The following is an 11,157-nucleotide window of genomic DNA, read 5'->3' as shown; positions in this document are numbered from 1 at the left end:
GACCGACCTCGCGGGCGGACCCGAAGTCAGCCTGTACGTCGGCTCCACCAGGCGGGTGCTCGTGATGCACTCCGCCCGCCTGTTCGTGGCGAACGGATCCGTCACGCAAGGTGTCGAGGTCGCCGGCGCATCCAACATCCCCGTGGGAAGCCAGGTCGAGAACGCCGACCTGCTCAACCAGAACCCGCTCTCCGTGTGGGCCGCAGTGTCAGCGTCCACTGTGCTCACCGCCGATTCCGGTCTGCAGCAAGGAACCAACGTGTTCCGCTGCCGGTATCAGGCCGACGCCCACGACAACCCAAACCCCTCAGTACTCCAAGTAGCCAGCCGCACCATCACTGTGATCCCGTTCTAGGAGACCCGATGCCCAACACCGACCTCTACGGCCTGCCGTACCCGGCGCTCACCGATCCGCCGAACGGGCCCGAGCAGATGCAGGCGCTCGCCGACGCCATCGAGGCTGCGCTGTCCACGGTGGACGGCGCGCTGCGCGACGAGCTGGCCGAGGTCGCCGGGGGCGCGGGCGGTTCCCACGTCTGGAGCGGCAGCCGCACGGTCGGCGACACCGCCGGCAACTACCTCAACATCACCAACCTCTCCGCGGTCCGCAGCGCCGGCATCGCCACCCTCACCGGTGGCACGACGATCACGCTCAACCGAGCCGGGAAGTGGGCGCTCACCGTGGTGTGCGGAGTGAACGCACCCTCCGCCGGGGTGGAGAAATGCCAGATCGCCTGGCCCGGTGGCCCGTTCGTCGGCGGCTCGCTCGCCTCGGCCGTCCCGTCCGGTGGCGGTTTCGGCGGCGCCGGTGTCGTGTCGTTCGGCCCGGTGTGGACCGGATGGGTCACCGCCACGCAGGCCGCCGCCGGTCTCACCGTGCAGGTCGGCCGCGACTCCGCCGGCGGCGACCAGGCCGCGCACCCGACAGTCGTCTACGCCGAGTACCTCGGCGCCGGATACACCCCCTGATCGGAGAACGCCTTGCCCCACACCCCGATCTGGACCCTGCCCTATCCGGCGTTGTCCGACCCTCCGAACGGGCCCGCGCAGCTACAGGAACTCGCCGAGGCCACCGAAACCGCGCTCGACACGCTCGCTGAGCAGATCCCGGAGCCCGAGCAGCCCGCGCCGAGCTGCCTGCTCGTGCACACCGGCACCATCGGTAACGTCCCGAACGAAACGAACTTCGTCGTGCCCACCTGGACCGGCTTCGAGCTCAACGGCTCCTGGAACGGCTTTCCGATGTGGTCGACTGGCAGCGCCATCATCATCATCCGCCGGAGCGGCCCGTACCGGGTCGGCGCCAAGCTCGCGTTCTCCAACGACTCGGACGGCGACGAGCGCGACCTCTACGTGCTGAAGAACGCCATCGTCCCCTCTGCCACGGCGAGCATCGCGTTCGACTCCAACACCCCGTTCAACCAGACCGGCGGCGGCACCCCCGTGGACTGCGAAGCCCCCGCCGTGCTTGCCGCAGGCGACCAGCTACGCGCCGTGGTCTGGCACAACGCGGGCAACGCTCTGACCTTGCTCGGCAACACCTTCAGCGGCCACATGCGCTTCTGGGCGATGTGGGCGGGCGACTAGAACGGAGAACCCTCGTGTCCCCCGAAGCCATCACCGCGATCTTCAGCGGCCTGGTCGCACTGCTCGGCGGGTGGAACGCCCGCCAGGGGCAGCGGATCAAGGCGCAGGACCAACGCATTCAGGCGCTCGAAGAGAAGGTCGGCGCGCTCACGTCCTGGAAGGACACCGCGCGCGACTACATCGGCACCCTGCTGTTCGTCATGCGCACCCACGGCATCACGCCGCCGGAACCGCCGCCCTCGCTCGGCCTGACCATCCCCAAAGCGCCCAACCAGACCGAGGAGCACTGACATGGCCGAGCAGTGGTGGGCCGACTACTCCAACGGCACCGTCCCGGCCGCGGTGCTCAGGCAGCACGGCTACGTCGGCGTGATCCGCTACGTCACCGCACCGAACCTGATGAACCCACCCAACCGGCTGCAGAAGCACACCACCAAGGCCGAGTTCGACGAGCACCGCCGCGCCGGGCTCAAGCAGCTGCTCGTCTACCAGGGCGACACCACCGACGCCGACTCCGGATTCGACGGCGGTGTGCGCAACGCCCAGCGCGCGCACGCCGGGTGCGAGTACCTCGGCTACGACGGGCTGGTGTTCTTCACCAACGACCGCACCACCGTGCCCAACCCGCGCGCATGGCAGGACTACCTCGACGGCGCCGCCTCCGTGCTCGGGCTCGAACGCGTCGGCGCCTACGGGTTCGGCAACGCGATGGACCTCGCCATCGGCCATGCCTCCGCGTTCTGGCAGGCCGGACGCCGCCGCGACGTGCGCGAGCACGTCAACTTCTGGCAGGACAACAACCACCAGCCGATCGTCCGGGTCGGCACCCGCTCCGTCACCACCGACCGCAACCTCGTCCTCAAACCACTAGGAGACAACGACATGCCCCTCAACGACGCCGACCTGGACAACATCTACCGCACCGTCTGGTACGGCCGTCCCGGCGAGAAGCTCATCGACAACCGGCGCCCCGGCATGCCCGGCGCCTGGCCCGAGACCTTCCTCGGCTCGCTGGAAGACAGGATCATCCGCCAGACCCTCGTGCCGCTGCGCGAGCAGGTCAACCAGCTCACCACCCTCGTCGCCAAGCAGGGCAACGTCACCGCCGCCGACATCGCCAAGGCACTGCAGGCTGGGCTCGTGGCCGAGGTGCTGCCGGTGCTGACCGAGGTCGTCGGCGACGCGCTCGGCGCGGACAACGCCGAGCAGGCCGCGGAGATCAGCGAGAAGGTCCTCGACGGGCTCGCCGAGCGGCTCGCCGCAACACCCGCTTCGGCCGAATAGGCTCACGCCACAAAAGGATGGGGAGGAGCGCCGATGCCATCAACACTGACCGGGCTACTGCTGTTCGTGGCCTTGCTGCTGCCCGGGACGGTGTACGTCGCAACGGTTCAGCGTGAGCGGCCGGACTATCGTCCGTCGCCGCTCCGTGAGGTGGCGTCGATCGGGCTCGCGAGCGTCGTTGCGGAACTGGTCACGTTAGGGCTGTTCGTCATCGTCGATCACGCGTGGCCGGCTGTGACGCCGAACGTCAGCCAGCTCATCAGACAACCGGGCGACTACATCGCTGAGCACTATGTCGAGGTCTTCGCCTGGGCGGTCGGCCTGCTCGCGGCGGCCGGGCTCCTCGCAGGTGGCGCTGCCCTGGTCGTGCGGCGTCTGCCCGCGCACCGGTCGCTCCTATCCTCCTGGTGGACCCTCTTCAACGACTGGCACCCGAAGACAACGCGGACGGTGCAGTGCGAACTCGAAGACGGCTCCTATATCGAGGGGACGCTCGCTGACTGGAACGCCCAGGCCGAAGACTCGCCTGATCGAGATCTGATCCTGGTCGGCCCGATCAGGTATCGCCCGGCGGGGGCCTCCACCTACTACGTGCACCCGGTCAGCACCGTCTGTGTAGCCGCTCGCAACATTCGCTTGATGTTCGTCGCATACAGCGACGGGCCTATTCCGACCCGCCCGAGTTCTGCGGCGACGGCGGCGGAGGAGGCGGGGGAGGTGCCACCTTCTGCGGCTCCGCCGGCGTCCGCTGGCGCCCCCGGTTGAACTTCTCGGACTGCGAATCCGATCTATCGAACCTCGCGCCGCGGGTATGCTCACCCATGTCGATCTCCTATCCAGATCGGCCACGCCCCGGAGTCGTTGCCGCGACTGCCGGGGCCTTTCGCGCATCAAGTTACCCGAGCGGCTCGCCAGAAAAGACTTGTTGGTGCCCCGGCCGTGCTGAGGGGCGCCGCCGGGGGCCGAGGGACCGGCCGTCGGGACCGGCCGGTCACGCGCGACGCCATCGGCCACCGCGCCCGGCGGGTCCGGCTCGGTTGAACCCCCGAAAGGCGGACCGCCGACGTACTGACCCGTAGGGGCCGAACGGCCCTAGCCGTCACGGTGGCGGTCGCGCAAGCTCGGAACAAGGCGCGGCAGCGGCGGAGGGGTCTTGACCGTGAGCTGGTGCGTTCCTCCGGTTGCGCGGGGTCGCACCGAAGGCCGAGCTGCGCGGCTGTGCATGGGGACGACACTCAGCCGCGCAGCCCCGGGCTCCTGGGTGGGGCTCGGGACACGGGACTCGGGGGCGTGTCCCGAGCCGAGATGCCGTTCCCTCGAACGGCGAGCTCACATTCCCGAATCGGGCTCCGGTAGTTCGTCGAGCATCGCCTCCGGCGGCGGCCAGTGCTGCGGCTTGATCGCCATTAGCGTGTCGACCGCCGTGTCCTCGTCGCCGTCCTGCGCCGCGACGTACAGCTCAAGCCACTGATCACGGCTGATCAGCGCGTACTCGGTGCCGTCCGGTCCGAACGCCCAGCTCATGACGGCACCGGCAGGGCGAGCAGCCCGTCGACGACCTCGACCAGGCCGCCGTCCTTCTCCCACAGCACGCGACCGGCGCCGTTCCATCGAACCGCGGCTGCCTCGGTGGTGGCACGGATGCGGACGCCGTCTACGTGACCGTCCGGCCACGCGTACATGCCGTTGATCTGCCGCAACTCGCCTGCGTCCGTGAACCGGTGCACGAACGTCCAGCCCGCCTCCCGCAGGTCGATCAGGCGCTGCAGCTGGGGGTACGCCTGCACCGCCTCCGCGTCGACCTGCGCCGTGTGCCGTCCCACGGTCTGCCATTCCCCGCTTCCCACATGGGCAGTTTCGGCACGCGCCACCGGGCGAAACAGTGCGCTTACCACGGTATTCAGTGGGTGCAGTCTGCGGTTCTAGGCCTCCCGCGCATAGAAGCCGGGCGGCTGGGTGCGGAACGGTAGCCTCGGGCGCGTGGATCTGCTTCCGTTCGACGAGTACGTGGCCTCTCTCGCCCGGAAACGGATGAGTGCCGGCGTGCTGTTCCGCGATACCACCGGACGCGTGCTGCTCGTCGAGCCCTCCTACAAGCCGCACTGGGACATCCCCGGCGGCGCGGTCGACGCCGACGAACCCCCGTGGGCCACGGCCGTGCGCGAGGTGCGGGAAGAAGTCGGTATCGACCGGCCGCTGGGGCGGCTGCTCGTGATCGACCACGTCTCAGCCGATGGCCGGATGCCGGAAGGTATCGCGTTCGTCTTCGACGGCGGTCTGGTGACCGACCAGCAGGTGCGTAGCCTGTCGCTGACCGACCCCGAGATCGTGTCCGCTGGTCTGCACACCTTGGACGAGGCCGCGGCGAAGGTGAAGCCCGCGCTCGCCGCACGCCTGGCCGTCGCCGTGGAAGCCGCCGACCGCGGTGAGCTCGCGCTGTGCGAGGACGGCAAGCGCGTAACGGGTTAGGCTGGTCACCCTGCGTATCCCGCTGGGAGGCGACGTGACAGCTGGCAGCCCGATCTCGGAGAATCTCGCCCGCTTCCGGAAGGCCCGCGACCTGTCGCAGGAGCAGCTCGCGGCAGCTGCATCGGTCGGCGTGGACACTGTCGCCCGCATCGAGCAGGGCAAGCGGTCCACCTGTCGCCCGACCACCCTGCAGCGGCTCGCCGACGCGCTCGGCGTTTCGGTCGAGAACCTGCTCGGCCATGTCGCTCCACCGTCGCCCGACCGCCTCGACGTGGCCGGCCTACGGCAGGCGGTCACTGTGGGGGAGCACATTCCTGGCCTCGGCGACTTCGCCGAGCCCGACGAGGTCATCCGCCTCGACCAGCTCGTCGCGGCGGCACACGCCGCCTGGCGCGCCTACGTCGACGGCAGGCACGCGGTGCTGTTAGATGCCCTCCCGACCGTGCTGACCGACGCTCGACGGCTCGCCCGGACCGCACCCGCCGACGAGAAGGCCGGCGCGCACCGCGTGCTGTCCACCGCCTACCGCCTCGGCGCTGGCCTCGCGGGCCGGTTGGGGCTCGACGACCTCGCCTGGACTTCCGCCGAGCGCGCCCTGACCGCCGCCCGCGAGTCCGACGCACCGGACATCGAGACCGCGATCTCGCTGCGGTACCTGGCGTGGACGCTGGTTCGGCAGGGCAGGCTCGACGACGCCGAGCGCGTCGCCGTGACCGCAGCCGAACACATCCAACCGGGCATGCTCGACCGCGACCCGGAACGGGCCGGCGTGTTCGGCAACCTGCTGTTCAACGCCGCCACCGCGGCACTGTCGGCGGGTAGCACCGGACGCGCCGACGACCTGCTCGCCGAGGCCCAGGCCGCCGCGGTTCGAGCCCGCCGGGACAGCGCTAGCGAGGCCGCGATCTTCGGACCCCGCGTGGCCGCGCTGCAGCGCATCGACCACGCCGCGCGCGCCGGCGACGCCGAAGAGGCCCTACGCCTGGCCGCCGAGATGCCAGCTGCCCGCGGGGACGTGCCAGCGTTCTGGGAGGCCGGCCACCGACTACGGCTCGCGGCCGCCTCGGTCGAGCTACGCCGCGACCGCGACGCGCTGGCCTACCTCGCCGAGGCTCGCGACCTGGCACCGGACTGGGTCCGGTACCAGCCGCTCGGCGAGGCCACCATGCGCCGTCTACTCGACCGCGCCCCTCGCCGGCGCGGCGCTGACTTCGCCGCGCTGGCTGCCCACTACGGCGTGGTGTCCTCGCACCCCCGCTAGATTGCGTGGCCCCAGACGGTGAGGGCGTAGGCGCTGAACCACGCGCCGCCGAGGACCCACATCGCCGTCGCGCCGAGCATGGTGCTCGTGCGTCGGCTGGCGAGCCCGGTCGCGACCGGGATGAGCAGGACGATCACGCCGACGAGCATGAACCGCGGCTTGGCGAACGGGATGCCCGACGAGCCGAGCGTGAGCACCACGATGCCGACGCCGTACGCGGCCAGCGGCCACGGCACCCGGCGCACGAGCAGCACGGCGAGCAGGACCGCGCCGAGCACCACCGCCACCCCGGCTGTCTCCATCACGTGCCGCTCGGTGAACAGCGTGCGGGTGATCCAGTCCAGCGCCTCCGCGCCGTAGTCCCACGCCACCCGCCAGCCGCGCGCCTCGATCTCCTGCCAGGTGTATCCCGTGCTCGCCACGACCCACGCCCAGAAGCCGAGCAGGCCGAGCGGCGCGAGCGCCACCGCGGCCACCGGGCGCCACCCGGCCCGGTCCCGCCACATCGCCAGCAGGCCGGCCACCACGACGACGGCGATCAGCACCACCGCGGAGGAGCGGGTGAGCCCGGCCAGCAGCGTGCACATCCCGGCGAGCACCCACCTGCGATCGAGCACGCCGACGAGGGCCCACGCGGCGAGCGCGGTGGCCGCGGCCTCGGTGTAGACCATCGACAGCACGCCGGCCATCGGCGCCCCGGCCCAGAGCACGACAAGCAGCTGCCCGACGCGCGGACGTGGGTCGACGTGCTGGGCCAGGCGCAGCAGCGCGGGCACCGCGGCGGCCCCGGCGAGCGTCGAGACGACGAGGCCGGCGACGGGTAGCGGGATGCCAAGCGCGGCCACGATCGACATCGCCGCCGGGTACAGCGGGAAGAACGCGTACGGCGCCGCGGCGTACGGGGCACCGTCGGCGTCGACGGTGGTGGCGCCATGCCCGCGGTAGCCGTGCTCGGCCAAAGCGAGGTACCACTGCCCGTCCCAGGCGGTGAGCCGGTCGAGCAGGTCGTTACCGGCCGCCGCGGACATCACCGCGAGCACAGCCACGCCCACGGCCCGCACGAGTAGGTAGAGCCCGACGCCGCGGACCCACGGTGGCGTGCGGTCGACGACACGGGCAGGCTGCGCGATCACGGTTGCGGTCACCATCGTCAGAAACCGCCCTCGTAGTAGCGGTCCTGCTCGGCCTGCTCACGGCGCTGCTGCCGCTCCGCGATCTTCCGGGCCTGCTCCTCGGTCGGTTCGTCGAGCGCTCGCCCGAACAGCCACGGCACGAGGTAGATGGCGACAACGGTCAGGCGGTCGAGGGCACGACGGATCCAACTCGCTGCGCATGCACGTGCAGCTGTGGGAATGTGATGCGTCACTCTCGGCGCCTGCCGGTGGCAGAGCGGCGCAGGCGACTCCGTAGCCTGGAGACATGACCGTAGAAGCGCGCCCTGCCCCACGTTTGCCCCACGAGTTGGGCTCGGGGCGCAGGTCAAGGCCGGATCTGCGCAACATTGCCATCGTGGCACATGTCGACCACGGCAAGACGACCCTGGTCGACGCCATGCTCCGGCAGTCCGGCGCGTTCACCGAACGCGCCGAGCCCGTCGACCGCGTCATGGACTCCGGTGAGCTGGAGCGGGAAAAGGGCATCACGATCCTGGCGAAGAACACCGCCATCCGCAGGCAGACGCCCGACGGCGCGGTGACCATCAACGTCATCGACACCCCCGGCCACGCCGACTTCGGCGGCGAGGTCGAGCGCGGCCTCTCGATGGTGGACGGTGTCGTGCTGCTGGTGGACGCCAGCGAGGGCCCGCTGCCGCAGACCCGGTTCGTGCTGCGCAAGACGCTGCAGGCCGGCCTGCCCGTGATCCTCGTGGTGAACAAGGTCGACCGCGCCGACGCGCGCATCGCCGAGGTCGTCGAGGAGACCCACGACCTGCTGCTGGACCTGGCCTCGGACATCGAGGACGCCGATCTCGACGCGGTGCTCGACCTTCCGGTGGTCTACGCCGCCGCGCGCGACGGCAGGGCCAGCCTGGAGCAGCCCGCCGACGGTGCCGTGCCCGACAGCGAGAACCTCGACCCGCTGTTCGAGGTGCTGCTCAACCACATCCCGCCGCCCACCGCCGACCCCGAGGCCCCGCTGCGCGCGCTGGTCACCAACCTCGACGCGTCGAGCTTCCTCGGCCGCATCGCCCTGGTCCGCATCCACGCGGGCAAGCTGCGCAAGGGCCAGACCGTCGCGTGGCTGCGTGAGGACGGCTCCGCCCAGTCCGTGCGCATCTCCGAGCTGCTGGTCACCGAGGCCCTCACGCGCGTGCCCGCGCAGGAGGCCAGCGCGGGTGACCTGGTGGCCATCGCGGGCATCCCGGACATCACCATCGGCGACACCCTCGCCGACGTCGACGACCCCGAGCCGCTTCCGAGGATCACGGTCGACGAGCCGGCGATCTCGATGACGATCGGCGTCAACACCTCGCCACTGGCCGGCCGCGGTGGTGGCGACAAGCTCACCGCCCGCATGGTCAAGGCGCGGCTCGACGCCGAGCTGGTCGGCAACGTGAGCATCCGCGTGCTGGCCACCGAGCGTCCCGACGCGTGGGAGGTCCAGGGCCGCGGCGAGCTCGCGCTCGCGATCCTCGTCGAGCAGATGCGCCGCGAGGGCTTCGAGCTGACCGTCGGCAAGCCGCAGGTGGTCACGCGCATCATCGACGGGAAGCTGCACGAGCCGTTCGAGCGGCTCTACGTCGACGCGCCCGAGGAGCACATGGGCGCCATCACGCAGCTGCTCGCGTCCCGCAAGGGCCGCATGGAGCAGCTGGACGGCCACGGCACCGGCCGCATCAAGCTCGAGTACGTGCTGCCCGCGCGTGGCCTCATCGGCTTCCGCACCGACTTCCTCACCGAGACGCGCGGCACCGGCATCGCCAACCACGTGTTCGAGGGCTACTTCCCGTGGGCGGGCGAGATCCGCACGCGCCACAGCGGCTCGCTGGTCGCCGACCGGTCGGGTCCGATCACCAGCTACGCGATGCTGCAGCTGGCCGACCGCGGCACGTTCTTCGTGGAGCCGGGCGCCGAGGCGTACGAGGGCATGGTCGTGGGCGAGAACCCGCGCGCCGAGGACCTCGACATCAACATCACCAAGGAGAAGAAGCTCACCAACATGCGGTCGTCGACCGGTGACGAGCTGGAGCGCCTCGCCCGCCCGCGCAAGCTGGGCCTGGAGGAGGCGCTGGAGTTCTGTTCCGTCGACGAGTGTGTCGAGGTGGCTCCGAACGTGGTGCGGGTGCGCAAGGTCACCCTGGACGTGTCGCAGCGGGCCAAGGAACGTTCGCGCGCGAAGAGCCGCGACAAGAACGCCTGACGCGCGGCCCGATCCCGGCGTGCCGGGAACCGCGTGGTTGGATCATGCGTCACCCAGGTGGCGGTATCTGGTCCAGTACCTCGGCTTGACGTCCGGTCTGGCAGTCTTCTGGTTCCGGCAGTGCTGAGGGTGCCGATCACGACAGGTTCGACGAGCAGGAGGGGCTGCGGCGTGCGCGCGACTGGCGGGAGAGCGAGAGTGCGGTTGCTGGCGCTCGTGTTCGCGCTGGTGACCGCTGTGCTCGCGGCGTGCACCAACACCCCGCCGCCACCCGTGGTCAGCTCGCCCGTCGCGGCGACGTCCACGCCGCCGGCCGAGACGCCCTCGCAGATCGTGGTGAGCCTCGACGACATCACGGGCGGGTACAACCCGCACAACCTGGCCGACCTCTCCACGGTCACCTCGGCGCTGTCGCAGATGCTGCTGCCGTCGGTGTTCCGGCCCGCCGAGGACGGCGCGCTCGAGCTCGACGAGAGCCTGATGACCTCGGCCGAGGTGACCTCGCAGGAGCCGTTCACGGTCTCCTACCAGATCCGGCCCGAGGCGTCCTGGTCCGACGGCGCGCCCATCGCCGTGGAGGACTTCGCCTACCTCGCCGACGCGATGAAGAACCAGCCGGGAGTCGCCGACGCGGCCGGTTACCGGCTGATCACCGGCATCCAGCCTGGCGCGGGCGGCAAGCGGCTCGACGTGACGTTCAGCGAGCCGTACCCGGGCTGGCAGACCCTGTTCGACAACCTGCTGCCCTCGCACCTGCTCAAGGACGCCCCCGGCGGCTGGCGGGGCGCGCTCGCGGACAGCTTCCCCGCCTACGGCGGGCCGTTCTCGATCAAGACGCTCGACAAGGAGCGCGGCGAGATCGTGCTGGAACGCAACGAGCGGTACTGGGAGAAGCCCGCCGCGGTCGACCGGATCGTGCTGCGCAGCTCCGACCACTCCGGCATGGTCGCGGCGCTGCGCAGCGGCAACGACCAGTTCGCGCTCGCAGGCACCGACGCGACGGGGCTGGACCTGTTCTCCGAGCTGGGCAAGGACGTCGAGCTGCACACCGTCGCCAGGCCGTACCTCGCCTCGACGCTGCTGCGGCCCGTTGGCGTGCTGGCCGACGACCAGGTGCGCGCGGGCATCGCCGCGCTGCTCGACCGCGAGAAGCTGATCGCCGAGGGCACGCGCGGCGGTCCCTCCGAGCAGTTGCG

14 protein-coding genes are annotated in these 11,157 nt (G+C 70.7%); 10 read left to right on the top strand and 4 right to left on the bottom strand.

Annotated elements, in window-relative coordinates; all coding sequences use genetic code 11:
- From FCN18_RS39410 to FCN18_RS38440, 6 genes are all read left to right on the top strand, one after another.
- A partial coding sequence (locus FCN18_RS39410; RefSeq protein ID WP_158303281.1) for a hypothetical protein occupies positions 1 to 355 on the top strand: 355 nt, incomplete at its 5' end.
- An 8-nt stretch (positions 356 to 363) separates the two neighbouring features.
- Complete coding sequence (locus FCN18_RS38460) at positions 364 to 969, top strand: hypothetical protein (RefSeq protein ID WP_137097526.1); 606 nt, start codon at positions 364 to 366, stop codon at positions 967 to 969.
- Between the two features lie 12 nt (positions 970 to 981).
- Positions 982 to 1,587 carry a hypothetical protein gene (locus tag FCN18_RS38455; RefSeq protein WP_137097525.1) on the top strand — a complete coding sequence of 202 codons (606 nt, stop codon included), beginning with the start codon at positions 982 to 984 and terminating at the stop codon, positions 1,585 to 1,587.
- Positions 1,588 to 1,601: 14 nt separating this feature from the next.
- Positions 1,602 to 1,877 (top strand): hypothetical protein, encoded by a 276-nt coding sequence (locus FCN18_RS38450; protein ID WP_137097524.1) that lies wholly within the window; start codon positions 1,602 to 1,604, stop codon positions 1,875 to 1,877.
- Between the two features lies 1 nt (position 1,878).
- Positions 1,879 to 2,871: a glycoside hydrolase domain-containing protein gene (locus FCN18_RS38445; protein WP_137097523.1), complete on the top strand. Its 993-nt coding sequence runs from the start codon at positions 1,879 to 1,881 to the stop codon at positions 2,869 to 2,871.
- Positions 2,872 to 2,904: 33 nt separating this feature from the next.
- Positions 2,905 to 3,636 carry a DUF6338 family protein gene (locus tag FCN18_RS38440; protein WP_110344013.1) on the top strand — a complete coding sequence of 244 codons (732 nt, stop codon included), beginning with the start codon at positions 2,905 to 2,907 and terminating at the stop codon, positions 3,634 to 3,636.
- A gap of 564 nt (positions 3,637 to 4,200) precedes the next feature.
- On the opposite strand, the gene FCN18_RS38435 is transcribed toward FCN18_RS38440, so the two are convergent.
- Both FCN18_RS38435 and FCN18_RS38430 read right to left on the bottom strand, forming a co-directional pair.
- Positions 4,201 to 4,395: a hypothetical protein gene (locus FCN18_RS38435; RefSeq protein WP_137097522.1), complete on the bottom strand. Its 195-nt coding sequence runs from the start codon at positions 4,393 to 4,395 to the stop codon at positions 4,201 to 4,203.
- Positions 4,392 to 4,718, bottom strand: coding sequence for a hypothetical protein (locus FCN18_RS38430; RefSeq protein WP_228714358.1), 327 nt, complete (start codon positions 4,716 to 4,718; stop codon positions 4,392 to 4,394). Before FCN18_RS38430 ends, FCN18_RS38435 begins: the two co-directional genes overlap by 4 nt.
- A gap of 133 nt (positions 4,719 to 4,851) precedes the next feature.
- Here FCN18_RS38430 and FCN18_RS38425 point away from each other — a divergent pair, with 133 nt between their 5' ends.
- Together FCN18_RS38425 and FCN18_RS38420 are read left to right on the top strand one after the other, a co-directional pair.
- Positions 4,852 to 5,340 (top strand): NUDIX domain-containing protein, encoded by a 489-nt coding sequence (locus FCN18_RS38425; RefSeq protein WP_137097521.1) that lies wholly within the window; start codon positions 4,852 to 4,854, stop codon positions 5,338 to 5,340.
- Between the two features lie 34 nt (positions 5,341 to 5,374).
- Positions 5,375 to 6,601 (top strand): helix-turn-helix domain-containing protein, encoded by a 1,227-nt coding sequence (locus FCN18_RS38420; protein ID WP_137097520.1) that lies wholly within the window; start codon positions 5,375 to 5,377, stop codon positions 6,599 to 6,601.
- Here FCN18_RS38420 and FCN18_RS38415 read toward each other — a convergent pair.
- Positions 6,598 to 7,749 carry a hypothetical protein gene (locus tag FCN18_RS38415; RefSeq protein ID WP_137097519.1) on the bottom strand — a complete coding sequence of 384 codons (1,152 nt, stop codon included), beginning with the start codon at positions 7,747 to 7,749 and terminating at the stop codon, positions 6,598 to 6,600. The two genes, FCN18_RS38420 and FCN18_RS38415, sit on opposite strands and share 4 nt — an antisense overlap.
- A gap of 2 nt (positions 7,750 to 7,751) precedes the next feature.
- Positions 7,752 to 7,874 carry a hypothetical protein gene (locus FCN18_RS40635; RefSeq protein ID WP_267285385.1) on the bottom strand — a complete coding sequence of 41 codons (123 nt, stop codon included), beginning with the start codon at positions 7,872 to 7,874 and terminating at the stop codon, positions 7,752 to 7,754.
- 146 nt (positions 7,875 to 8,020) lie between these two features.
- Between FCN18_RS40635 and typA the strand changes: the two genes are divergently transcribed.
- Together typA and FCN18_RS38405 are read left to right on the top strand one after the other, a co-directional pair.
- Positions 8,021 to 9,961, top strand: coding sequence for a translational GTPase TypA (gene typA, locus FCN18_RS38410; protein ID WP_137097518.1), 1,941 nt, complete (start codon positions 8,021 to 8,023; stop codon positions 9,959 to 9,961).
- Between the two features lie 198 nt (positions 9,962 to 10,159).
- A partial coding sequence (locus tag FCN18_RS38405; RefSeq protein ID WP_228714357.1) for an ABC transporter substrate-binding protein occupies positions 10,160 to 11,157 on the top strand: 998 nt, incomplete at its 3' end.

It is taken from the genome of Prauserella endophytica, from assembly GCF_005146945.1.
GTDB lineage: Bacteria > Actinomycetota > Actinomycetes > Mycobacteriales > Pseudonocardiaceae > Prauserella_A > Prauserella_A endophytica.
The sequence above is the reverse complement of the archived record's forward strand: the minus strand, read 5'-3'. Positions and strand labels throughout refer to the sequence as shown.